We start from the raw sequence: 22,925 nt of genomic DNA on the forward strand, positions 1-22,925 counted from the left end.
GACAAGAGGGAAGTGAATATGGAACAAGCGGTAAACCTCTGGCCACTGATAGGCATCGCTGCCATCGTGGTTGGATTTGTATTACGTTTTAACCCGGTGCTGGTGGTGATCGCCGCCGGTATTATCACCGGGCTGGCGGCGTTGATGCCGCTGGATGTCATTTTGGAAAAGCTTGGCGAGGGCTTCCTCAATACCCGTAACCTGCCGCTGATCCTGCTGTTGCCGCTGCCGATTATCGGGCTGTTAGAGCGCCACGGTTTGAAAGAACGTGCGCAGGCGTGGATTGCCAAAATCAAAAGCGCCACCGCCGGGCGTTTACTGATCGTCTACCTGTTTGTGCGTGAAGTAACGGCGGCAATGGGGCTGACCAGCCTGGGCGGCCAACCTCAAATGGTACGTCCGCTGTTGGCACCGATGGCGGAGGGGGCCACGGAAAACCGCTATGGGGAACTGCCGGAACGTGTGCGCTATCGTCTGCGGGCAATGTCTGCCGCTACCGATAACGTCGGGCTGTTCTTTGGTGAAGATATTTTTGTCGCCTTTGGCGCGATCATCTTTATGCATAACTTTATGCTGGAATCCGGCGGCATTCAGACCGAACCGCTGCACATTGCGCTGTGGGGGATCCCAACGGCGATCTTTGCCTTTCTGATCCACTCGTTCCGTTTGTACCGCATGGACAAACAACTCAACGCTGAACTGAGCAAACTTAACCAGGCTGCGTTGCAGGCCAAGGGAGAAGGCCAATGATATTCCAACAACAATATCTCTATTGGCTGGCGGGTGCGGTATTACTGATCGTCGCCGCAATGTCGTTTCGCGATAAGGCCAACCCACGCCGTATTTCTACCGGCCTGTTCTGGGCCTTATACGGATTGATCTTCCTGGTGGGGGATTGGACCTATGGGCTATTTGGCTCAGGGGCTGAAGCCAAGCGTCAACTGCATATCACCGTGGGCGTATTGGTGGTGGTGATGGCTCTGATCGCCGGTTTTGGCGGTGTGCGTCTTGGTAGCTATCATCAGCGCAGCCAGCAAGAGCGCGAAACCAGTGCCAAACGCTTGGGCAACCGTCTGTTTATCCCGGCGCTGGCGATCCCGGTCGTCACGGTGATCGGCGTGCTGCTGTTCAATAACATCCCGGCCTTGCAACAGGCGGTGTTTGGCAGCGGTAACCACTCCACCTTGATTACCTTGTTCTCCATGACCCTCGGCTGTTTGCTTGGTCTGGTTATTGCGGTGAAGATGACCCGTGAGAAAATGTCGCAGCCAGTGCAGGAAGCTCGTCGTCTGCTGGATTCCATCGGCTGGGCCTTCATCCTGCCGCAAATCCTGGCGACTCTTGGCCTGCTGTTCACCGTTGCGGGCGTTGGCACGGCTATCTCCCATTTAACGCAGGAATACCTGGCGGTAGATAACCGCTTTATCGCCGTAGCGGTGTATGCCATCGGCATGGCCGTATTAACCATGATCATGGGGAACGCGTTTGCGGCTTTCCCGATTGTCACTGCGGGTATCGGTATCCCGATCCTGGTACTGCAACACGGCGGTAACCCCGCGGTGATGGCGGCTATCGGCATGTTTTCCGGCTATTGCGGCACGTTGATGACGCCAATGGCTGCTAACTTTAATATAGTACCGGCGGCGTTACTGGAGTTACCGGACAAGAATGCGGTCATCAAGGCGCAGATACCGACCGGAGTCACGTTGCTGCTGGTTAACGTATTCCTGCTTTATTTCCTGATGTTCCTCTAGGAGAACGCATGCAGAAAGTATTGATTACCGGCTTTGAGCCGTTTGGCGGCGAGCGTGTCAACCCATCCTGGGAGGTGGTGAAGCAGCTTAACGATCTGGAGCTTGGCGGGGCGCACATTATCGCGCGCCAGCTACCTTGCGTCTTCGGTGAGGCGTTGGCGGTGCTGAACGCGGCCATTGACGAAGTTCAGCCAGCGATGGTGTTGGCGATCGGCCAGGCGGGCGGGCGCACTGACATCACGCTGGAGCGCGTCGCTATTAACGTCGATGATGCGCGTATTCCCGACAATCAGGGACAGCAGCCGATCGATCAGGCCATTGTGGCAGATGGCCCTGCGGCCTATTTCAGTACCTTGCCGATCAAGGCGGTGGTGAATGCGATGCGTGAGGCTGGCATTCCGGCCTCGGTATCACAAACCGCCGGGACCTATGTCTGCAACCATGTGATGTACGGTCTGTTGCACCGCTTAAGCGGGCAGCAGGCGGTGAAGGGCGGGTTTATCCATATCCCTTACCTGCCTGAGCAGGCGGCACAGCATCCTGGTGCGCCGAGTATGGCAGCCCAGACGGTGCTGTTTGCTTTGGAAATGGCGATTTCGATCGCCTTGCAGGTGGAGCATGACTTGAAAGTGGTGGGTGGCGCCACGCACTGAGGTCATTTATGCTACCTCCATGTTAACCCTAGGGTTCGGCTTGCCGGACCCTTTTCAATCAAGGAGTTGTCCATGCCAGAAGGGCCGGAGATCCGCCGGGCGGCAGATAAGCTGGCGGCGGTGATGATCGAGCAACCACTGACCGAAGTCTGGTTTGCTTTCCCGCAACTGAAACACTATCAGGCCGAGCTGGTCGGTGGACGTATCACTGCCATCGAACCGCGCGGTAAAGCCTTGTTAACTGATTTCTCCAACGGTTTGACTATGTACAGCCACAACCAGCTTTACGGCGTGTGGAAGGTGGTGCGAGCGGGCGAAACGCCAGAAACCAAGCGCGATCTGCGCGTGCGACTGGAGACGGCCGAGTGGGCGATTTTGTTGTATAGCGCTTCGGATATCACCATTGCGCCGCGCGGTGAGATCGAGCAGCACCCGTTTTTAAAACGTATTGGCCCTGACGTGTTGGATATGGCTCTGACCGTAGAGCAGGTGGAACAGCGGCTATTATCGCCTGCGTTTTGTAAGCGCCAGTTAGGCGGAATGATGCTGGATCAGTCTTTTCTGGCTGGCCTGGGCAATTACCTGCGAGCCGAGATTTTGTGGCAGGCAGAACTGGCACCCAAGCATAAGCCGCAGGATCTCCCCCCTGATGCGTTGCATCAGTTGGCGCAGGCGCTGTTGGATATTCCACGCATTTCATATCAGACCCGTGGTCAGGTAGATGAAAATCGCCATCACGGTACGCTGTTCAGCTTCAAGGTGTTTCATCGCAGCGGTGAGCCTTGCCCGCGCTGTGGCGCGATGATCGAGAAAACGGCGCTATCTTCGCGGCCGTTCTATTGGTGCCCGGTTTGCCAGCGGTGATAGAACTTACCGATTAACTGAGCTCAAATCTTGTAGAAGAGTGTGTTTGCAGCGATGGGAGACTGGACGAAGCCGAAGTACTCATAGAATGCTCTCGCTTGATCATCTATCGCGTGCACCATGATGGCTTTAATACCCACTTGGTCTGCCAGATTGGCAACACGCCTTACAGCATCATTAAGCAGCCACTTGCCAAAACGATGGCCTTGGGTACATACATCAACGGCCAGACGTCCCAGCAGGACGATGGGAACAGGATCTGGCATGTTTTGGCGCAGGCTACGGCCTAAATCGGCGTGACTGACGGAACCGGTTGCAATGGAGTAATAACCCACAACACGCTTGGTGCCTTCCAGACAAATAACGAAAGTGCGGGAGGCATTCAGGAGTTGGTTTCTCATGGCTCGACGGCGTAACCAGTCGCTCAACACCTCATTTCCGCAGTCGAATGGTTGGAGAATATGCTCTTCTGTCAGCAGTTCCGGCGCGGTAATGATTATTTCCATTCAGGCTTCACATCCATTAAGCGCTTGCGCCCTTCGACGTTTTGCACAGGAGCTTCAAGCTGTTCAATGAATGCCTGATAGCGCGCATCATCAAGCACGAATACCCGCTGATCCAGGATGATGTTCTGTGCTTCATGAACCGCCTTCTCAATGATGAAGTCGGTCCGGTTCTTATTGACCAGACTCGCAGCATAGTCGATGACTGCACGCTCTTCTTCGGTCGCCCGGACGTTAATCTGTTTGTCACGAGTCGGTTTACGAACGGTTTTCTGCATGGTATCCACCTTATGGTAACAAAATGCTATACGTTGATAATAGCTGTAAAGGTAACGGATTGCTATACGTTAAGCGCGATGATGACAATGACGCTCGTAGAAGTAACGTGCTGTACGCCCCTCACCCCAACCCTCTCCCACAGGGAGAGGGAGCTGGTACAGTGTGGTTGTTGAATTGGTGTCGATCTGTCACCTACCGAGTCGTTCGCCATAAAAGGGGGAGGTAACCGATACGATTTACTATTGGGCAAGTGTCATTATGTAGCACGTCAAATCTGAGGGAGTATCAATGGGGGGTAAGAACCAGCGTTGATGTGTGGCACGGTAGATCCCCTCTCCCTGTGGGAGAGGGTTAGGGTGAGGGGCCATATGACGCCCCTGCTAAAGCTTACTTTTTAACCTGAGACTTGAACTCACGCTCGGCATAGCCGGTATACAGCTGACGTGGACGAGCGATCTTGATGCCTTCGTCGTGCATTTCGTTCCAGTGGGCAATCCAGCCGATGGTACGGGCAATCGCGAAGATCACCGTAAACATGGAAGAAGGAATACCCATCGCTTTCAGGATGATACCTGAATAGAAATCGACGTTCGGGTACAGTTTCTTCTCGATGAAGTACGGGTCGTTCAACGCGATGTGTTCCAGTTCCATCGCGACCTGCAGCAGGTTGTCGTCTTTCTTGTTCAGTTCTTTCAGCACTTCGTGACAGGTTTCACGCATCACGGTGGCGCGCGGATCGTAGTTTTTGTACACGCGGTGGCCAAAGCCCATCAGACGGAACGAGTCGTTCTTGTCTTTGGCACGTTTGATGAACTCAGGGATGTGCTCAACGGTTTTGATCTCTTCGAGCATCTTCAGTGCCGCTTCGTTGGCACCGCCGTGCGCTGGCCCCCACAGGGAAGCGATACCGGCCGCGATACAGGCAAACGGGTTGGCACCGGATGAACCGGCGGTACGCACGGTGGAGGTGGACGCGTTCTGCTCATGGTCGGCATGCAGGATCAGAATACGATCCATGGCGCGTTCCAGCACTGGGTTCACCACGTACTCTTCGCAAGGTGTAGCAAACATCATGCGCAGGAAGTTACCGGCGTAGGACAGGTCGTTGCGTGGGTAAACAAACGGCTGGCCAAGGGAATACTTGTAACACATCGCTGCCACGGTAGGCATTTTGGACAGCAGGCGGAACGCGGTGATCTCACGGTGACGTTCATTGTTGACGTCCAGCGCATCGTGATAGAACGCAGCCAGGGCACCTGTTACCCCGCACAGCACCGCCATTGGGTGCGAGTCACGGCGGAAACCACGGAACAGATGGGTGATCTGGTCGTGGATCATGGTGTGACGGGTTACCGTGGTTTTGAAAGTTTCGAACTCTTCAGCACTCGGGGTTTCGCCGTACAGCAGGATGTAGCACACCTCCAGGTAGGAGGACTCTTTTGCCAACTGCTCAATCGGGAAGCCGCGGTGCAGCAGGATACCTTTGTCGCCGTCGATGAACGTGATTTTGGATTCACAGGAAGCGGTAGAAGTAAAGCCGGGATCAAATGTGAAATAACCTTTGGAGCCCAGGGCGCGTACGTCAATAACATCAGGGCCCAGTGAAGGGGTGAGCACGCCCAGTTCGATCGGAGCTTCGCCGTTGTTGATGCTTAGCGTCGCTTTCTTATCAGTCATTTACAGTCTCCTTAACGCCTTATTTTAAAAACCTCTAACAACTGAAATACCTTAAATCTCCGCAGGTTGCCCGCAATAAAGTCGAGCGAACGCTAACTCTGTGAGCGACAGCGCATTTGCGCCGGTAGGGGACAGAGTTTGCACCAGGCGAACAAGACGGGTTAGCAGCCGTTAACGATTCATCGGGATTCGTTATTTTCTTTTAATCATTACCTACGATCTGTTTGGAATGTTAACCACATACACTATCGCTACACTGTTGCATAACTTGTGCTTAGGGGGAAGTGTATCCGGTGACCGCTAGTGCATCATAGGGTTGATTGCTGCCCTATTTGTAATGGAAATGTTGATCTCTTGTCAAATCAGATAATTAATTTCGTGCTAAATGTAATAATCGTGATCTAAATCACTGTTCTGGGGAAATGTGACCAAAGGGATTGTATGGGAATTGTAATAAGAATGTGAACCTCCTATACTGCCGCCAGGTCTCCGGATTACCCTGAAGTAGGAGCACCCAGCGTTATCACTACGCGCCGTTTAAGCACTAGGATGTCGATGTTTGAGCGCGTGAGGTGTAAGAGTGAAAGCTCTTGGACGCTGTCTGATCCCCACCCAGGCCCGGAGGAAGGAAAATAATAAGAGCTGTGTGGGCAAAACCGTGAAAAAACAAAGACCTGTCAATCTGGATCTGCAAACGATCCGGTTTCCTGTAACTGCGATAGCGTCCATCTTACACCGAGTCTCTGGCGTAATTACTTTCGTTGCCGTGGGCATTCTCCTCTGGCTGCTGGGTATCTCTCTCTCTTCTCAAGAGGGCTTCCTGCACGCTGCCGCCATCATGAATAGCTTCTTCGTGAAATTCATTTTCTGGGGGATCCTCACCGCGTTGGCCTATCACATTTGCGGTGGCATTCGTCACTTGTTAATGGATTTTGGCTATATCGAAGAGAGTTTAGCCGCAGGTACCCGTTCTGCCCAGGTGGCGTTCGGTCTGACCGTCGTGCTGTCAATTCTGGCTGGAGTCCTCGTATGGTAAGCAACGTTTCTGCATTAGGACGTAACGGCGTACACGACTGGTTGTTACTGCGTGCTTCCGCCATCGTCATCACCCTGTATGTGCTCTATATCCTGGGCTTCGTCGTTACGGCTCCGGACATCACCTATGAAATCTGGCGCGGCTTCTTCGCCACCTCCATTACGAAAGTATTCACCTTGCTGACATTGCTGTCGATCCTGGTTCACGCCTGGGTGGGAATGTGGCAGGTGCTGACGGACTATATCAAGCCACTGGCGTTACGCCTGGTGCTGCAACTGGCGATTGTCGTCACGTTGCTGGTCTATTTACTGTACGGAACAATCGTCGTGTGGGGTGCATAAATGAAACTGCCAATCAGAGAGTTTGATGCAGTTGTTATCGGTGCTGGTGGCGCAGGTATGCGCGCGGCGCTGCAGATTTCCCAGGCGGGCTCAACCTGTGCCCTGCTTTCCAAAGTATTCCCGACCCGTTCCCATACCGTGTCTGCACAAGGTGGCATTACCGTAGCCTTGGGCAATAACCACGAAGACAACTGGGAATGGCATATGTACGACACGGTGAAGGGTTCCGACTATATCGGTGACCAGGACGCCATTGAATATATGTGTAAAACCGGCCCGGAAGCGATTCTGGAGTTGGAACACATGGGCCTGCCGTTCTCCCGTCTGGACGATGGCCGCATTTATCAACGCCCGTTTGGCGGCCAGTCACTGAACTTTGGTGGCGAGCAGGCGGCCCGTACCGCTGCGGCGGCGGACCGTACCGGTCACGCGTTGTTGCACACCCTTTATCAGCAGAACCTGAAAAACCACACCACCATCTTCTCCGAGTGGTATGCGCTGGATCTGGTGAAAAACCAGGATGGTGCGGTAGTCGGTACCACCGCTATCTGTATCGAAACCGGTGAAGTCGTGTACTTCAAGGCCAAGGCAACCATTCTGGCTACCGGTGGGGCAGGTCGTATTTACCAATCCACCACCAACGCCCACATCAATACCGGTGACGGTGTCGGTATGGCGCTGCGTGCCGGTGTACCGGTGCAGGATATGGAAATGTGGCAGTTCCACCCAACCGGCATTGCCGGGGCTGGTGTACTGGTCACCGAAGGTTGTCGCGGTGAAGGTGGTTACCTGCTGAACAAACATGGCGAACGTTTCATGGAACGTTATGCGCCAAATGCCAAAGATCTGGCGGGCCGTGACGTAGTGGCACGTTCGATCATGATTGAGATCCGTGAAGGCCGCGGCTGTGACGGTCCTTGGGGCCCACATGCCAAGCTGAAACTGGACCACCTGGGTAAAGAAGTGCTGGAGTCCCGCCTGCCGGGTATTCTGGAACTGTCCCGTACCTTCGCCCACGTCGATCCGGTGAAAGAGCCGATCCCGGTCATTCCAACCTGCCACTATATGATGGGCGGTATTCCGACCAAAGTGACCGGCCAGGCGCTGACCGTGAACGAGAAAGGCGAAGACGTGGTGATCCCGGGCCTGTTCGCGGTAGGTGAAATTGCCTGCGTATCGGTACACGGTGCCAACCGTCTGGGCGGCAACTCGCTGCTGGATCTGGTGGTATTTGGTCGCTCTGCCGGTATGCACCTGCAAGAGTCGTTGGCAGAGCAGGGCGATAGCCGCGAAGCCAGCGAATCGGACGTCGAAGCTTCACTGGATCGTCTGAACCGTTGGAACAACACCCGTTCTGGTGAAGATCCGGTGGAAATTCGTAAGGCACTGCAATCCTGTATGCAGCATAACTTCTCGGTGTTCCGCGAAGGTGATGCGATGGCGAAAGGGTTGGAAGAGCTGAAAGTGATCCGTGAACGTCTGAAGAACGCACGCCTGGATGATACCTCCAGCGAATTCAACACCCAGCGCATCGAATGCCTGGAGTTGGATAACCTGATGGAGACCGCGTATTCCACCGCCGTGTCGGCCAACTTCCGTACCGAGAGCCGTGGCGCGCATAGCCGCTTCGACTTCCCGGAGCGTGACGATGCCAACTGGCTGTGCCATTCGCTGTATCTGCCGCAATCGGAAAGCATGACGCGTCGTGAAGTGAACATGCAACCGAAGCTGCGCGCGGCATTCCCGCCGAAAGTGCGTTCTTACTAATTGCGGAGCTCGATTGATGAAACTTGAATTCTCTATCTATCGCTACAATCCGGATGTCGATAGCGCCCCGCACATGCAGGACTACAGCCTGGAAGCGGAAGAGGGCCGTGACATGATGCTGCTGGATGCGTTGATCCAGCTGAAAGAAAAGGACCCGACCTTATCTTTCCGCCGCTCTTGCCGTGAAGGCGTGTGCGGTTCAGACGGCATCAATATGAACGGTAAGAACGGTCTGGCCTGTATCACCCCGGTCTCGTCGTTGCGTAAAGGCAACAACAAGATTGTGATCCGCCCGCTACCGGGGTTACCGGTGGTACGTGATCTGGTGGTGGATATGGGGCAGTTCTATACCCAGTATGAAAAAATCAAGCCGTTCTTGATTAATGATGGCAAGAATCCTCCGGCGCGTGAGCACCTGCAAACGCCGGATCAGCGGGAAAAACTGGATGGATTGTACGAATGTATTCTCTGTGCCTGTTGCTCCACCTCTTGCCCATCGTTCTGGTGGAACCCTGACAAGTTTGTTGGCCCGGCCGGTCTGTTGGCGGCGTACCGCTTCCTGATCGACAGCCGTGATACGGAAACTGAAGCACGATTGGACGATCTGAACGACGCTTTCAGTGTTTTCCGCTGCCATAGCATTATGAATTGTGTCAGTGTATGTCCTAAGGGCTTGAATCCGACCCGTGCAATTGGTCATATCAAGTCTATGCTGCTGCAACGCGGCGCATAAACAGAACGAGATGCTGCGCCGGTGGCTTTACCGGCGCACATCCCAAGAGGGTATCTCTAAAAACTGACCCGTGATTGTGGTTAAAGGCAATCAGGTTTGTCCCGCCGGTTTTTAGAGGTTCCTTGTATGGGGCCGCAAGGTCCAAAACAGAACGTGCACTTGTATAAGCACGTCTAGTGAACCGTTAAGCGTACCATTACGGTAATTATGTTAACCACGGCGAAAACTGAAGCTTTAAAGCTTAAGGGATCAAAATGCAGAACGGCGCAATGAAGGCCTGGCTGGATTCCTCCTATCTGGCGGGCGCGAACCAGTCCTACATAGAGCAGCTCTATGAAGACTTTTTAACCGATCCGAGTTCCGTTGAAGATAGTTGGCGTTCGATTTTCCAGCAACTACCAACTGCGGGTGTCAAACCCGATCAGCTCCACTCCCAAACGCGAGATTACTTCCGCCGCCTGGCGAAAGATTCTGCTCGTTATAACACCACCATCAACGATCCTGAAACCGATGCCAAGCAGGTCAAGGTATTGCAGCTGATCAACGCCTTCCGCTTCCGTGGGCATCAGCACGCCAACCTCGACCCGTTAGACCTGTGGAAGCAGGAGCGCGTTCCCGATCTCGATCCGGCGTACCACAACCTGACCGAAGCCGACTTCCAGGAAACCTTCAACGTGGGTTCTTTTGCCATCGGCAAAGAAACCATGAAGCTGAGCGATCTGTACGCGGCGCTGAAGCAGACCTACTGCGGTTCGATCGGTGCCGAGTATATGCACATCACCAACACCGAAGAGAAACGCTGGATCCAGCAGCGCATTGAATCGGTAGCGGGGCGTGCCAGCTTCACCACCGATGAGAAACGCCGTTTCCTGAGCGAATTGACGGCGGCCGAAGGGCTGGAGCGTTACCTGGGTGCCAAATTCCCTGGGGCCAAACGCTTCTCGCTGGAAGGTGGCGATGCGCTGGTGCCGATGCTGAAAGAAATGGTGCGTCACGCAGGCAAAAACGGCACGCGTGAAGTGGTGCTGGGCATGGCCCACCGTGGCCGTCTGAACGTGTTGATCAACGTGCTGGGTAAAAAACCGGCCGACCTGTTCGACGAGTTTGCCGGCAAGCATAAAGAACACCTGGGCACCGGTGACGTGAAATATCACCAGGGCTTCTCTTCCGACGTGGAAACCGAAGGCGGCATGGTTCACCTGGCGCTGGCGTTTAACCCGTCGCACCTGGAAATCGTCAGCCCGGTTGTCATGGGGTCTGTACGTGCCCGCCGCGACCGTCTGGACGAAGCGCGCAGCAACATGGTGCTGCCAATCACCATTCATGGTGACGCAGCAATCACCGGGCAGGGCGTGGTTCAGGAAACCCTGAACATGTCGCAGGCTCGCGGTTATGAAGTGGGCGGTACGGTGCGTATCGTCATCAACAACCAGGTTGGCTTCACTACCTCCAACCCGTTGGATGCGCGTTCTACCCAATACTGTACCGATATTGCCAAGATGGTGCAGGCTCCTATCTTCCACGTGAATGCCGATGATCCGGAAGCGGTGGCCTTTGTCACTCGTCTGGCGTTGGATTTCCGTAACACCTTTAAACGTGACGTGATGATCGATCTGGTCTGCTACCGTCGCCATGGGCATAACGAGGCCGATGAGCCAAGTGCTACCCAGCCGGTGATGTACCAGAAGATCAAGAAACACCCAACGCCACGCAAAATCTACGCTGACGTACTGACCGAACAGAAGGTTGCCAGCCTGGAAGATGCCACGGAAATGGTCAACCTGTATCGCGATGCTCTCGATCGCGGTGACTGCGTGGTTGAAGAGTGGCGTCCGATGAACCTGCACTCCTTTACCTGGTCGCCATACCTGAATCATGAGTGGGACGAAGAGTACCCAAGCAAGGTTGAGATGAAGCGCCTGCAGGAACTGGCTCGCCGCATCAGCAGCGTACCGGAAGCGATCGAAATGCAGTCGCGCGTGGCGAAAATCTACGGCGATCGTGCCGAGATGGCCGCAGGCAACAAGCCGTTTGACTGGGGCGCAGCGGAAACGCTGGCTTACGCCACCATGGCTGATGAAGGCATCCCGATCCGTATTTCCGGTGAAGATGCTGGCCGTGGCACCTTCTTCCACCGCCATGCGGTGGTGCACAACCAGAAAAATGGTTCTGTCTATGTCCCGCTGGCGAATATCCACAGCGGCCAGGGCGAATTCAAAGTCTGGGACTCGGTGCTGTCTGAAGAAGCCGTTCTGGCATTCGAATATGGCTACGCCACCGCAGAGCCGCGCACCCTGACCATCTGGGAAGCGCAGTTTGGTGACTTTGCCAACGGTGCTCAGGTCGTGATCGACCAGTTCATCAGCTCCGGTGAGCAGAAATGGGGCCGTATGTGTGGCCTGGTGATGCTGCTGCCGCATGGTTACGAAGGCCAGGGCCCAGAGCACTCCTCTGCGCGTCTGGAACGTTACCTGCAGCTGTGTGCAGAACAGAACATGCAGGTGTGCATCCCGTCCACTCCGGCACAGGTCTACCATATGCTGCGCCGTCAGGCGTTGCGCGGTATGCGCCGTCCGCTGGTGGTGATGTCACCGAAGTCCTTGCTGCGTCATCCGCTGGCAGTCTCTTCCCTGGAAGAGCTGGCAAACGGCACCTTCCAACCGGCCATCGGCGAAATTGACGAGCTGGATGCCAAAGCGGTAAAACGCGTGGTGCTGTGTTCTGGTAAGGTTTATTACGATCTGCTGGAGCAACGCCGCAAGAACGACCAGAAAGACGTGGCCATCGTACGTATCGAGCAGCTGTATCCGTTCCCGCATCAGGCCGTTCAAGCGGTATTGGAACAGTATGCCCACGTGCATGATTTCGTCTGGTGTCAGGAAGAGCCGTTGAACCAGGGTGCCTGGTATTGCAGCCAACACAATTTCCGTGAAGTGATCCCGTTTGGGGCCTCTTTACGTTACGCAGGACGTCCAGCCTCTGCCTCTCCGGCGGTGGGTTATATGTCCGTACACCAGAAGCAGCAGCAGGCTCTGGTGAATGACGCGCTGAATATTGAAGAAAAAATTTAAAGGAAAGCTAATGAGTAGCGTAGATATTCTGGTTCCTGACCTCCCTGAATCCGTTGCCGATGCGACCGTCGCCACCTGGCATAAAAAACCGGGTGACACCGTTCAGCGTGACGAAGTGCTGGTTGAAATTGAAACCGACAAAGTCGTATTGGAAGTGCCTGCCAGTGAAGCCGGCGTACTGGAAGCGATCCTGGAAGACGAAGGCGCAACCGTGACTTCACGTCAGCTTCTCGGGCGTATCCGTCAGGGTGACAGCTCTGGCAAGCCGACCGAAGCGAAAGCTCAGAGCGTTGAATCAACTCCGGCACAGCGTGCAACCGCCAGCCTGGAAGAAGAGAACAACGACGCACTCAGCCCGGCGATCCGCCGCCTGATTGCCGAACACGATCTCGATGCTGCCGCCATCAAAGGCAGCGGCGTGGGTGGCCGTATCACGCGTGAAGACGTAGAAGCGCACCTGGCTGCCAGCAAGAAAGCGGCACCGGCTGCAGCAGCCCCAGCGGCGGCACCTCAGCCAGCCTTGGGCGGTCGTAGCGAAAAACGTGTCCCTATGACCCGCCTGCGCAAACGCGTGGCCGAGCGCCTGTTGGAAGCGAAGAACAGCACCGCGATGCTGACCACCTTCAACGAAATCAACATGCAGCCGATCATGGATCTGCGCAAGCAGTACGGTGAAGCCTTCGAAAAACGCCACGGCGTACGTCTGGGCTTTATGTCCTTCTACATCAAAGCGGTAGTCGAAGCGCTTAAACGCTTCCCGGAAGTGAACGCCTCTATCGACGGCAGCGACGTGGTTTACCACAACTACTTCGATATCAGCATTGCGGTTTCGACCCCGCGCGGCCTGGTAACCCCGGTACTGCGTGACGTTGACTCCATGAGCATGGCGGACATCGAGAAGAAAATCAAAGAGCTGGCGATCAAAGGCCGTGACGGCAAATTGACCGTGGAAGAACTGACCGGCGGTAACTTCACCATTACCAACGGCGGCGTCTTCGGTTCATTGATGTCCACCCCGATCATCAACCCACCGCAGAGCGCCATCCTGGGTATGCACGCCATCAAGGATCGCCCGATGGCGGTCAATGGTCAGGTCGTGATCCAGCCGATGATGTATCTGGCTCTGTCTTACGATCATCGTCTGATCGATGGCAAAGAGTCGGTGAGTTATCTGGTAACGGTGAAAGACATGCTGGAAGATCCGGCTCGTCTGCTGCTGGACGTTTAATCCCTGCAAGGGCGTGGTTTTTGCCGCGCCCACACCCTGTGCTATGTGGCCGATAAGTCATGCGGAATACCGCGAAAGTGACCCGGCTAAAACTTTCTGACCTGAATGGATAGAACATCATGAATTTACACGAATATCAGGCAAAACAGCTGTTTGCTCGGTATGGCATGCCAGCACCAACCGGTTACGCCTGTACCACTCCGCGTGAAGCAGAAGAAGCCGCATCTAAAATCGGCTCCGGCCCGTGGGTGGTAAAATGTCAGGTTCATGCTGGCGGCCGTGGTAAAGCTGGTGGCGTTAAAGTCGTTAACAGCAAAGAAGATATCCGTGCTTTTGCCGAAGCCTGGCTGGGTAAACGCCTGGTGACTTACCAGACCGATGCGCTGGGCCAGCCGGTTCACCAGATCCTGGTAGAAGCGGCCACCGATATCGACAAAGAGCTGTATCTGGGGGCGGTAGTTGACCGTGCCAGCCGTCGCGTAGTGTTTATGGCTTCTACTGAAGGCGGCGTTGAAATTGAGAAAGTTGCGGAAGAGACCCCGGAACTGATCCACAAAATGACCATCGACCCACTGGCAGGCCCACAGCCTTACCAGGGGCGTGAGCTGGCGTTCAAACTGGGCCTGACCGGTAAGCAAGTCGGCCAGTTTGCCAAAATCTTTATGGGCCTGGCAACGTTGTTCCTGGAGCGCGATCTGGCGATGGTTGAGATCAACCCGCTGGTAGTGACCAAGCAGGGCGATCTGATCTGCCTTGACGGTAAGCTGGGTGCCGATGGCAATGCCCTGTTCCGTCAGCCTGAACTGCGTGAAATGCGTGACCCTTCTCAGGAAGACGAGCGTGAATCCCGTGCGGCCCAGTGGGAGCTGAACTATGTTGCCCTCGACGGTAACATCGGTTGCATGGTGAACGGTGCCGGTCTGGCGATGGGTACCATGGACATCGTGAAACTGCACGGTGGCGAACCAGCCAACTTCCTGGATGTAGGCGGTGGCGCAACCAAAGAGCGCGTGACCGAAGCCTTCAAAATCATCCTGTCTGACGACAAGGTGAAAGCGGTGTTGGTGAACATCTTCGGTGGCATCGTGCGTTGCGATCTGATCGCTGACGGTATCATTGGCGCGGTAGCCGAAGTGGGCGTTAACGTCCCGGTGGTCGTGCGCCTGGAAGGGAACAACGCCGAACTGGGCGCCAAGAAACTGGCGGACAGCGGTTTGAATATCATTGCTGCGACCAGCCTGACTGATGCGGCTCAGCAAGTTGTTGCGGCAGTGGAGGGTAAATAATGTCCATTTTAATCGATAAAAACACCAAAGTAATCTGCCAGGGTTTCACCGGTAGCCAGGGTACCTTCCACTCCGAACAAGCTATCGCTTACGGCACCAAAATGGTGGGGGGCGTGACTCCGGGCAAAGGCGGTACTGAGCACCTGGGTCTGCCAGTGTTCAACACCGTGCGTGAAGCTGTTGAAGCGACCGGTGCTACCGCGTCTGTTATCTACGTGCCAGCGCCATTCTGCAAAGACTCCATTCTGGAAGCCATCGATGCAGGCATCAAACTGATCATCACCATCACCGAAGGCATCCCAACTCTGGATATGCTGACCGTGAAAGTGAAGCTGGATGAAGCCGGTGTGCGCATGATCGGCCCGAACTGCCCAGGTGTGATCACCCCGGGCGAATGCAAGATCGGTATCATGCCTGGCCATATTCACCTGCCAGGCAAGGTGGGCATCGTTTCCCGTTCAGGTACTCTGACCTATGAAGCGGTAAAACAAACCACTGACGCCGGTCTGGGGCAGTCTACCTGCGTAGGTATCGGCGGTGACCCGATCCCGGGTTCCAACTTTATCGATATTCTGAAGTTGTTCCAGGAAGATCCGCAGACCGAAGCTATCGTGATGATCGGTGAGATTGGCGGCAGCGCGGAAGAAGAAGCGGCAGCCTATATCAAAGAGCACGTCACCAAGCCGGTAGTCGGCTATATCGCCGGTGTTACTGCACCGAAAGGCAAGCGTATGGGCCATGCTGGCGCCATCATTGCCGGCGGCAAAGGGACTGCGGATGAGAAGTTCGCGGCTCTGGAAGCGGCAGGGGTGAAAACCGTACGCAGCCTGGCTGATATCGGTGATGCAGTGAAGGCGATCCTGAATCGTTAGTACCGTATAGCAAATAATAATATCTCGACATGTTTGGCCGCCTTTGGGCGGCCTTTTTTGTATGTCACTGAGAGAGAAGGGCGTTTTGCAAGGCATTGTTGCTGGAGGTGCGAGCCGACCACTCAGTGCTTGCAGGTTCTGGGATCAACCTCGCAACATGGTCTATGATTACTTAGCAAAAAGCAGATTTGTGAGTTAACTCACTGCAATCGTCATTGGAAATAAAAAGTTAATATCTATCGAATGGTAATGCTGAAGTAATACAATTGGGGGTATTTTAAATTACATTTATTTAACACAAAGATATCAATAAAAAACAATTAAACCATTGCTTAACATGGGCGCTGGGAAATTACAGCAAATTGCGTAATGAGCCTAGCAATAATATGCAGATAGGCTTAAATTGTTTTAGATCAATATTGGCCTGGCTACCTATTTAGGCTGATTTTTGACCTGTAGCCAAAAGTCCAACCTGTGTCACGCAAATACCTATTTATTGTATGGGCTTTGGCGAGTATCATGCCACTGTGTAATTACGGATGGTTGATCTTGTTGCATTTGTTACCCGCTGTCGGTTTTCATTGGTGCGTTTTGCTCCCGTCCCTCGTGGTCTGGCTCTGAACGTGCGGTTGAAAGCGGAGAGGCTGGATCAAATTTTGTTGTGTTTAAGGGCATTCACTGCGGGGCGTTACCGGCTACTCTTTCGGGAGTAATACCGATAACCGCAAGTCGGAGTCTTCCTGCGAGGAGCAAGGAGTCAAGATGTTTGATATTGTCGAACTGTCGCGCTTACAGTTTGCTTTAACGGCGATGTACCACTTCCTATTTGTCCCATTAACGCTGGGTATGGCGTTTTTGCTGGCAATTATGGAAACGGTATATGTGCTGTCCGGCAAACAAATTTATAAAGATATGACCAAATTCTGGGGCAAGTTATTTGCAATCAACTTTGCTCTGGGTGTGGCCACCGGGTTGACCATGGAGTTCCAGTTCGGGACCAACTGGTCATACTTCTCTCATTACGTCGGTGACATCTTCGGGGCCCCGCTGGCTATCGAAGGTCTGATGGCGTTCTTCCTGGAATCGACGCTGGTCGGTCTGTTCTTCTTCGGGTGGGATCGCCTGAGCAAGATCCAGCACATGACGGTCACCTGGTTTGTTGCCCTCGGCTCAAACCTGTCTGCGTTGTGGATCCTGGTCGCCAACGGCTGGATGCAAAACCCAATCGCCTCCGACTTCAACTTTGAAACCATGCGTATGGAGATGCTCAGCTTCTCCGAGCTGGTTTTGAACCCGGTCGCTCAGGTGAAGTTTGTTCACACCGTGGCCTCAGGCTACACCACCGGTGCGATGTTCGTGCTGGGTATCAGCTCCTACTATCTGCTGAAAGGGCGTGATGTTGCTTTTGCCAAGCGTTCATTCGCCATTGCTGCCAGCTTCGGTATGGCTGCGATCCTTTCTGTTATCGTACTGGGTGATGAATCCGGGTACGAAATGGGGGACGTGCAGAAAACCAAACTGGCTGCCATTGAAGCCGAATGGGAAACTCAACCGGCTCCGGCCGCATTTACCCTGTTCGGCATCCCGAACCAGGAGAAAATGGAGAACTCCTTCGCGATTCAAATTCCTTGGGCGCTCGGCCTGATTGCTACCCGTTCTATCGACACCCCGGTTATCGGCCTGCGCGAACTGATGGCACAGCACCAGGTGCGTATCCGTAACGGTATGAAAGCTTACCAACTGCTGGAAGAACTGCGTGGCGGTAACACCGATCCAGCAGTGCGCACCGCATTCAACGATACCAAACAGGATCTGGGTTACGGCATGCTGCTCAAGCGCTATACCGAAAACGTCACCGACGCGACGGAAGCGCAGATCCAGCAGGCAACCAAAGACTCTATACCACGCGTTGCTCCACTGTACTTCGCCTTCCGTATCATGGTGGCCTGTGGTGTGCTGATGCTGTTTATTATCGGCCTGTCATTCTTGAGCGTGGTACGTGGTCGTATCGGTCAGAAGAAATGGCTGCTTCGCGCTGCGTTGTTCGGCCTGCCATTACCATGGATTGCCGTTGAAGCGGGCTGGTTCGTGGCGGAGTATGGCCGTCAGCCGTGGGCGATAGGTGAGGTGCTGCCAACCGCAGTCGCCACCTCTTCGCTGACCGCAGGCGACATTCTGTTCTCGATGGGGCTGATATGCGGCTTGTACACCCTGTTCCTGGTGGCTGAAATGTACCTGATGTTCAAGTTTGCACGTCTGGGTCCAAGCAGCCTGAAAACTGGCCGCTACCACTTTGAACAACCGACTGCCGCCGTGCAGGAAGCGCGCTAAACAGGAGTCCAAGATATGTTTGATTACGAAGTACTGCGATTTATCTGGTGGCTCCTGGTTGGCATCCTGCTGATCGGTTTCGCCGTCACCGATGGTTTCGATATGGGTGTTGGTATACTGATGCGCATTATCGGTAAAACCGATACCGAGCGCCGGGTCATGATCAACGCCATTGCCCCGCACTGGGACGGTAACCAGGTGTGGCTGATCACCGCCGGTGGCGCATTGTTCGCCGCCTGGCCAATGGTCTATGCTGCCGCGTTCTCTGGTTTCTATGTGGCCATGATCCTGGTGCTGGCTGCCTTGTTCTTCCGCCCGGTCGGTTTTGACTACCGCTCGAAGCTGGAAAACAGCACCTGGCGTAACATGTGGGACTGGGGCATCTTTGTCGGTAGCTTCGTGCCTGCGGTGGTGTTCGGCGTGGCGTTCGGTAACCTGTTACAGGGCGTACCGTTCCATATCGATGAATATCTGCGTCTGTTCTATACCGGCAACTTCTTCCAACTGTTGAACCCGTTTGGTTTGCTGGCCGGTATTGTCAGCCTGACCATGCTGGTGACCCAGGGGGCAACCTACCTGCAGATGCGTACCACTGCCGAGATTCACCTGCGCTCACGCGCTGCGGCGCAGATTTCTGCGCTGGTGATGGGCGTATGCTTCCTGTTGGCGGGTATCTGGCTGGTGAAAGGTATCGACGGTTTCGTGATCACCTCAGCACTGGATACGGCAGCGGAATCCAACCCACTGCGTAAAGAAGTCGCTCATCAGGCGGGTGCCTGGTTGATCAACTTCAACAAGTATCCATCCCTGTGGGCACTGCCGGCGTTGGGCGTGGTTCTGCCACTGTTCACTATCCTGTTTGCCCGTTTGGACAAAGCTGCGATGGCGTTCCTGAGTTCATCACTGACGATTGCCTGTGTGATCCTGACGGCTGGGGTAACCATGTTCCCGTTCGTTATGCCATCAAGCACCGTGCCTAACGTCAGCCTGACCATGTGGGATGCGACTTCCAGCCTGTTCACACTGCAGGTGATGACCGTTGTTGCCATTATCTTCGTGCCAATCGTTCTGGCGTACACCGCTTGGGCGTACTACAAAATGTTTGGGCGCCTGGATAAGAACTTCATCGAAAAAAATAAGCATTCGCTGTACTAAGCAAAAGGAGCTAAACCATGTGGTATTTTGCCTGGATCCTCGGAACGCTTCTTGCCTGTGCCTTCGGTATCATCACGGCGCTGGCGCTTGAGCACAGTGAAGATTCAAAAGCGCAGCAAGACGGTAAGTGATGAGTTCGTCACTGGTGGATAAGCTGTACGCTATCACCGACAAGGGCCCGGTTCGGGCCCTTTCATTGGTGCTGGCGGTGATTTTGGCGGGATGTATCTTTTGGGATCCTAGCCGCTTTGCAGCACGTACCAGCTCGTTAGAGATCTGGCAGGGCATCTTGCTGATCTGGGCAGTATGTGCAGGCATCGTTCACGGTGTCGGCTTCCGATCACAGAGCACGTTTTGGCGTGCATTTTTCGCGCCATTACCTGCAATTGTGATCCTGGCCGCAGGATTACTTTACGTTTCTTTATAATCTATTACGCATCCCCCCGGTTATGGGCCGTTCAGGCCCATAATTATTTTCATTCCCATTCAGTAACCCATTCCCAACCCGATCCGTCTTGCGTATAGTAGCAATCGTTCAATTGCCTTGGTTTGGAAGTCTCGTGAGTAATAAGTTGTTTCGATGGCCGGTTCGTGTTTACTTTGAAGACACCGATGCCGGTGGTGTGGTCTACCATGCCCGTTACGTCGCTTTTTATGAAAGAGCGCGCACCGAGATGCTGCGTCAACATAACTTTCATCAACAGCACCTGCTCAGTGAAGAACATGTCGCTTTCGCTGTCCGGCGTATGACGGTGGATTATCTGTCACCAGCTCGTCTTGACGATCTGCTGGAAGTGCAGAGCAAAATCACTTCAATACGCGGGGCTTCTCTTACGTTTGCTCAACGCATTGTTAATTCTGACGGTACTCTCTTGAGTCAGGCCGATGTATTGATTGCATGCATTGATCCACACCAAATGAAGCCGATAGCGCTTCCTAAGTCTATTGTCGCGGAGTTTAAGCAGTGACTGACATGAACATCCTAGATCTATTCTTGAAGGCGAGCCTGCTGGTCAAGTTTATCATGCTGATTTTGATATGCTTTTCAGTGGCCTCTTGGGCGATTATCATCCAGCGTACCCGCATCCTCAATGCGGCCACTCGCGACGCCGAAGCCTTCGAAGACAAATTCTGGTCTGGTATCGAGCTTTCTCGTCTGTATCAGGAAAGCCAGGCGCGTCGCGATAGCCTGACTGGCTCAGAGCAGATTTTCCATTCCGGTTTCAAAGAGTTTGCCCGTTTGCACCGCGCTAACAGCCATGCGCCGGAGTCGGTGATCGAAGGCGCAACGCGTGCGATGCGTATTTCGATGAATCGTGAGCTGGAAACGCTGGAAAACCATATTCCTTTCCTCGGCACCGTGGGTTCCATCAGCCCGTATATCGGCCTGTTTGGTACCGTGTGGGGGATCATGCACGCCTTTATCGCCTTGGGTGCGGTAAAACAAGCCACCTTGCAGATGGTAGCACCGGGTATCGCCGAAGCGTTGATCGCTACGGCCATCGGTCTGTTTGCCGCGATCCCTGCCGTTATGGCCTATAACCGCCTAAATCAGCGCGTTAACAAGCTTGAGCAGAATTACGACAACTTTATGGAAGAGTTCACCGCTATTCTGCATCGTCAGGCCTTCTCCAGCGACAGCAAATAAGAAGTAGGAGGGTAGCATGGCGAGAGTTCGTGGTCGTAACAAGCGTGAGCTGAAGTCGGAAATCAACATTGTTCCGCTGCTGGACGTCTTGTTGGTGCTGTTGCTGATCTTTATGGCAACTGCGCCAATCATCACCCAAAGCGTTGAAGTTGATTTGCCTGATGCCACCGATTCCAAGACGGTGTCCAGCGACGATAATCCACCGGTGATCCTTGAAGTTTCCGGCGTAGGTCAGTACACCCTGGTGGTGGATCACAACCGTATGGAGCTGTTGCCGCCTGAGCAGGTGGCGGCCGAAGCCAAGTCGCGTCTGGCAGCTAATCCGAAGACGGTGTTTTTGATCGGTGGGGCCAAGGAAGTACCGTACGATGAGATTATCAAGGCATTGAATATTCTGCATCAGGCGGGTGTCGCTTCCGTAGGGTTGATGACCCAGCCAATCTAACCGTAAGGTCAGTGGCAACCCGGTTCCTGCCCTGTGGTGCAGGAACCCCGTTTAAGCAGCAGTTTTTGGGATTCTATTTTGGTAAAGGCAACTGAGCAAAATGATAAGCTGAACCGTTCCGTGATTGTTTCGGTGGTTCTGCACATTCTATTGATTGCCCTGTTGATTTGGGGTTCGCTGTACGAAAATACTGAAATGAGTAGTGCAGGCGGTGGCGGTGATGGTTCCGTGGTCGGGGCCGTGATGGTCGATCCAGGGGCGGTGGTAGAGCAGTACAATCGCCAACAGCAACAGAGCAGCGATGCACAGCGTGCAGAAAAGCAGCGCCAGAAGAAGGCGGAGCAGCAGGCTGAAGAGCTGCAGCAGAAGCAGGCGGCGGAACAGCAGCGCCTGAAAGAATTGGAACAAGAGCGTTTGGCCGCGCAGGAAAAAGCCGCGCAGGACGCCAAGGCACAGGCCGAACAGCAGAAGAAAGCTGCCGAGCAGCAACAACAGGCCGCTGAGCAGCAGAAAGCAGCAGAAGCCGCTGCGGCGAAGGCCAAAGAACAACAGAAGGCAGCCGAGCAAGCTGCGGCGAAAGCCAAAGCCGAGGCGGATAAAATAGCCAAGGCGCAAGCAGACGCACAGAAGAAAGCCGAAGCGGAAGCCAAGAAAGAAGCCGCCGCTGCCGCCGCTGCTAAAAAGCAGGCGGAAGAGGCGAAGAAAGAAGCCGCCGCTGCCGCAGAACAGAAGGCTGCTGAAGCCGCAGAGAAGAAAGCCGCTGCTGACGCCGAGAAGAAAGCGGCCGCAGAAGAAGCGAAAAAAGCCGCCGCTGCCGAGAAGGCTGCTGCCGCTAAGAAAGCCGCAGATGCCAAGAAGAAGGCCGCTGAAGCCGCTAAACAGTCTGCCCTTGCTGAAGATGTGTTTGGTAGCTTGGCCGATGGTAAAAATGCGCCGAAAGGTGGCGGGGCTGCCAAGGCGAAAGGTGATGGTAAACCTGCAGGGCAGGGGAATGCCAAAACTGCGGGGGCAAGCGGTGCTGATATTGCGGGTTACGAAGGTCAGATTAAGGCGGCGATTGAAAACAAATTCTACGATCCGAGCTCGTTTGTAGGTAAAACCTGCGATTTAAGTATTAAATTGGCTCCGGATGGGTTGTTAATTGATATCAAGGCTGTTGGTGGCGATCCTGCTTTATGCCAGGCTGCTGTTGCGGCAGCTAAATTGGCTCATATACCAAAACCACCGAGCCAGGCAGTTTATGAGCACTTTAAGAATGCTACCCTAGTATTTAAGCCCTAGA

The 22,925-nt window shown here is 54.3% G+C and carries 23 protein-coding genes; 20 read left to right on the forward strand and 3 right to left on the reverse strand.

Annotated features, from left to right (window positions below; translation table 11 throughout):
- Window positions 1-18 precede the first annotated feature (18 nt).
- The 4 genes from KGP16_RS07750 (at window position 19) to nei (ending at window position 3,271) form a co-directional block, all read left to right on the forward strand.
- Window positions 19-750 carry a DUF969 domain-containing protein gene (locus KGP16_RS07750; protein ID WP_021805279.1) on the forward strand — a complete coding sequence of 244 codons (732 nt, stop codon included), beginning with the start codon at window positions 19-21 and terminating at the stop codon, window positions 748-750.
- On the forward strand, window positions 747-1,754 hold the full coding sequence (locus tag KGP16_RS07755; RefSeq protein ID WP_021805278.1) for a DUF979 domain-containing protein: 1,008 nt from the start codon (window positions 747-749) through the stop codon (window positions 1,752-1,754). The genes KGP16_RS07750 and KGP16_RS07755 overlap by 4 nt, the downstream gene beginning before the upstream one ends.
- 8 nt (window positions 1,755-1,762) lie before the next feature.
- Window positions 1,763-2,407, forward strand: coding sequence for a pyroglutamyl-peptidase I (gene pcp / locus KGP16_RS07760; RefSeq protein ID WP_179245125.1), 645 nt, complete (start codon window positions 1,763-1,765; stop codon window positions 2,405-2,407).
- 72 nt (window positions 2,408-2,479) lie between these two features.
- Window positions 2,480-3,271, forward strand: a complete 792-nt coding sequence (gene nei / locus KGP16_RS07765; protein WP_223501114.1) for an endonuclease VIII — start codon at window positions 2,480-2,482, stop codon at window positions 3,269-3,271.
- 23 nt (window positions 3,272-3,294) lie between these two features.
- On the opposite strand, the gene KGP16_RS07770 is transcribed toward nei, so the two are convergent.
- The 3 genes from KGP16_RS07770 to KGP16_RS07780 all read right to left on the reverse strand — a co-directional run bounded on the left by KGP16_RS07770 (window position 3,295) and on the right by KGP16_RS07780 (window position 5,730).
- Window positions 3,295-3,777, reverse strand: coding sequence for a GNAT family N-acetyltransferase (locus KGP16_RS07770; protein WP_179252390.1), 483 nt, complete (start codon window positions 3,775-3,777; stop codon window positions 3,295-3,297).
- Window positions 3,768-4,052 (reverse strand): DUF1778 domain-containing protein, encoded by a 285-nt coding sequence (locus KGP16_RS07775; protein WP_071683113.1) that lies wholly within the window; start codon window positions 4,050-4,052, stop codon window positions 3,768-3,770. Before KGP16_RS07775 ends, KGP16_RS07770 begins: the two co-directional genes overlap by 10 nt.
- A 388-nt stretch (window positions 4,053-4,440) precedes the next feature.
- Window positions 4,441-5,730 carry a citrate synthase gene (locus tag KGP16_RS07780; protein ID WP_021805275.1) on the reverse strand — a complete coding sequence of 430 codons (1,290 nt, stop codon included), beginning with the start codon at window positions 5,728-5,730 and terminating at the stop codon, window positions 4,441-4,443.
- A gap of 646 nt (window positions 5,731-6,376) precedes the next feature.
- Between KGP16_RS07780 and sdhC the strand changes: the two genes are divergently transcribed.
- From sdhC to tolA, 16 genes are all read left to right on the forward strand, one after another.
- Window positions 6,377-6,766: a succinate dehydrogenase cytochrome b556 subunit gene (sdhC, locus tag KGP16_RS07785; protein WP_024483149.1), complete on the forward strand. Its 390-nt coding sequence runs from the start codon at window positions 6,377-6,379 to the stop codon at window positions 6,764-6,766.
- Window positions 6,760-7,107: a succinate dehydrogenase membrane anchor subunit gene (gene sdhD, locus KGP16_RS07790; protein WP_021805273.1), complete on the forward strand. Its 348-nt coding sequence runs from the start codon at window positions 6,760-6,762 to the stop codon at window positions 7,105-7,107. The genes sdhC and sdhD overlap by 7 nt, the downstream gene beginning before the upstream one ends.
- Window positions 7,108-8,874, forward strand: a complete 1,767-nt coding sequence (sdhA, locus tag KGP16_RS07795; protein WP_021805272.1) for a succinate dehydrogenase flavoprotein subunit — start codon at window positions 7,108-7,110, stop codon at window positions 8,872-8,874.
- Window positions 8,875-8,890: 16 nt separating this feature from the next.
- Complete coding sequence (locus tag KGP16_RS07800; protein ID WP_021805271.1) at window positions 8,891-9,607, forward strand: succinate dehydrogenase iron-sulfur subunit; 717 nt, start codon at window positions 8,891-8,893, stop codon at window positions 9,605-9,607.
- A 254-nt stretch (window positions 9,608-9,861) separates the two neighbouring features.
- On the forward strand, window positions 9,862-12,678 hold the full coding sequence (gene sucA / locus KGP16_RS07805) for a 2-oxoglutarate dehydrogenase E1 component (RefSeq protein WP_021805270.1): 2,817 nt from the start codon (window positions 9,862-9,864) through the stop codon (window positions 12,676-12,678).
- A 10-nt stretch (window positions 12,679-12,688) separates the two neighbouring features.
- Window positions 12,689-13,906: a 2-oxoglutarate dehydrogenase complex dihydrolipoyllysine-residue succinyltransferase gene (gene odhB, locus KGP16_RS07810; RefSeq protein ID WP_021805269.1), complete on the forward strand. Its 1,218-nt coding sequence runs from the start codon at window positions 12,689-12,691 to the stop codon at window positions 13,904-13,906.
- A gap of 119 nt (window positions 13,907-14,025) precedes the next feature.
- A complete protein-coding gene (gene sucC / locus KGP16_RS07815; RefSeq protein WP_218519684.1) occupies window positions 14,026-15,192 on the forward strand; it encodes an ADP-forming succinate--CoA ligase subunit beta in 1,167 nt (388 codons plus the stop codon).
- Entirely contained in the window at window positions 15,192-16,064 is an 873-nt protein-coding gene (sucD, locus tag KGP16_RS07820) for a succinate--CoA ligase subunit alpha (RefSeq protein ID WP_021805268.1), read from the forward strand. Before sucC ends, sucD begins: the two co-directional genes overlap by 1 nt.
- 762 nt (window positions 16,065-16,826) lie before the next feature.
- A complete protein-coding gene (cydA, locus tag KGP16_RS07825) occupies window positions 16,827-18,395 on the forward strand; it encodes a cytochrome ubiquinol oxidase subunit I (RefSeq protein ID WP_021805267.1) in 1,569 nt (522 codons plus the stop codon).
- 15 nt (window positions 18,396-18,410) lie between these two features.
- Complete coding sequence (gene cydB, locus KGP16_RS07830; protein WP_021805266.1) at window positions 18,411-19,550, forward strand: cytochrome d ubiquinol oxidase subunit II; 1,140 nt, start codon at window positions 18,411-18,413, stop codon at window positions 19,548-19,550.
- Window positions 19,551-19,567: 17 nt separating this feature from the next.
- A complete protein-coding gene (cydX, locus tag KGP16_RS07835) occupies window positions 19,568-19,681 on the forward strand; it encodes a cytochrome bd-I oxidase subunit CydX (RefSeq protein ID WP_021805265.1) in 114 nt (37 codons plus the stop codon).
- Window positions 19,681-19,977, forward strand: coding sequence for a cyd operon protein YbgE (ybgE, locus tag KGP16_RS07840; RefSeq protein WP_021805264.1), 297 nt, complete (start codon window positions 19,681-19,683; stop codon window positions 19,975-19,977). Before cydX ends, ybgE begins: the two co-directional genes overlap by 1 nt.
- A gap of 133 nt (window positions 19,978-20,110) precedes the next feature.
- The gene (ybgC, locus tag KGP16_RS07845) at window positions 20,111-20,518 is read left to right on the forward strand and encodes a tol-pal system-associated acyl-CoA thioesterase (protein WP_223501115.1); all 408 of its coding nucleotides are present in this window, start codon (window positions 20,111-20,113) and stop codon (window positions 20,516-20,518) included.
- Window positions 20,515-21,198, forward strand: a complete 684-nt coding sequence (tolQ, locus tag KGP16_RS07850) for a Tol-Pal system protein TolQ (protein WP_024483139.1) — start codon at window positions 20,515-20,517, stop codon at window positions 21,196-21,198. The genes ybgC and tolQ overlap by 4 nt, the downstream gene beginning before the upstream one ends.
- A gap of 16 nt (window positions 21,199-21,214) precedes the next feature.
- On the forward strand, window positions 21,215-21,643 hold the full coding sequence (gene tolR / locus KGP16_RS07855; RefSeq protein ID WP_021805261.1) for a colicin uptake protein TolR: 429 nt from the start codon (window positions 21,215-21,217) through the stop codon (window positions 21,641-21,643).
- Between the two features lie 78 nt (window positions 21,644-21,721).
- Window positions 21,722-22,924, forward strand: coding sequence for a cell envelope integrity protein TolA (tolA, locus tag KGP16_RS07860; protein WP_223501116.1), 1,203 nt, complete (start codon window positions 21,722-21,724; stop codon window positions 22,922-22,924).
- Window position 22,925: the final 1 nt, after the last annotated feature.

It is taken from the genome of Serratia sp. JSRIV006, assembly GCF_019968685.1.
GTDB classification, from domain to species: Bacteria; Pseudomonadota; Gammaproteobacteria; order Enterobacterales; family Enterobacteriaceae; genus Chania; species Chania fonticola_B.

Bases quoted from the DNA above. Each gene is read 5' to 3' on its own strand.
- odhB (WP_021805269.1), top strand. From the start codon at position 12,689: ATGAGTAGCGTAGATATTCTGGTTCCTGACCTCCCTGAATCCGTTGCC.
- sdhD (WP_021805273.1), top strand. From the start codon at position 6,760: ATGGTAAGCAACGTTTCTGCATTAGGACGTAACGGCGTACACGACTGG.
- sdhA (WP_021805272.1), top strand. From the start codon at position 7,108: ATGAAACTGCCAATCAGAGAGTTTGATGCAGTTGTTATCGGTGCTGGT.
- cydA (WP_021805267.1), top strand. From the start codon at position 16,827: ATGTTTGATATTGTCGAACTGTCGCGCTTACAGTTTGCTTTAACGGCG.
- tolR (WP_021805261.1), top strand. From the start codon at position 21,215: ATGGCGAGAGTTCGTGGTCGTAACAAGCGTGAGCTGAAGTCGGAAATC.
- KGP16_RS07755 (WP_021805278.1), top strand. From the start codon at position 747: ATGATATTCCAACAACAATATCTCTATTGGCTGGCGGGTGCGGTATTA.
- nei (WP_223501114.1), top strand. From the start codon at position 2,480: ATGCCAGAAGGGCCGGAGATCCGCCGGGCGGCAGATAAGCTGGCGGCG.
- pcp (WP_179245125.1), top strand. From the start codon at position 1,763: ATGCAGAAAGTATTGATTACCGGCTTTGAGCCGTTTGGCGGCGAGCGT.
- sucD (WP_021805268.1), top strand. From the start codon at position 15,192: ATGTCCATTTTAATCGATAAAAACACCAAAGTAATCTGCCAGGGTTTC.
- KGP16_RS07780 (WP_021805275.1), bottom strand. From the start codon at position 5,730: ATGACTGATAAGAAAGCGACGCTAAGCATCAACAACGGCGAAGCTCCG.
- KGP16_RS07750 (WP_021805279.1), top strand. From the start codon at position 19: ATGGAACAAGCGGTAAACCTCTGGCCACTGATAGGCATCGCTGCCATC.
- KGP16_RS07800 (WP_021805271.1), top strand. From the start codon at position 8,891: ATGAAACTTGAATTCTCTATCTATCGCTACAATCCGGATGTCGATAGC.
- cydB (WP_021805266.1), top strand. From the start codon at position 18,411: ATGTTTGATTACGAAGTACTGCGATTTATCTGGTGGCTCCTGGTTGGC.
- KGP16_RS07770 (WP_179252390.1), bottom strand. From the start codon at position 3,777: ATGGAAATAATCATTACCGCGCCGGAACTGCTGACAGAAGAGCATATT.
- cydX (WP_021805265.1), top strand. From the start codon at position 19,568: ATGTGGTATTTTGCCTGGATCCTCGGAACGCTTCTTGCCTGTGCCTTC.
- ybgE (WP_021805264.1), top strand. From the start codon at position 19,681: ATGAGTTCGTCACTGGTGGATAAGCTGTACGCTATCACCGACAAGGGC.
- sucC (WP_218519684.1), top strand. From the start codon at position 14,026: ATGAATTTACACGAATATCAGGCAAAACAGCTGTTTGCTCGGTATGGC.
- KGP16_RS07775 (WP_071683113.1), bottom strand. From the start codon at position 4,052: ATGCAGAAAACCGTTCGTAAACCGACTCGTGACAAACAGATTAACGTC.
- sucA (WP_021805270.1), top strand. From the start codon at position 9,862: ATGCAGAACGGCGCAATGAAGGCCTGGCTGGATTCCTCCTATCTGGCG.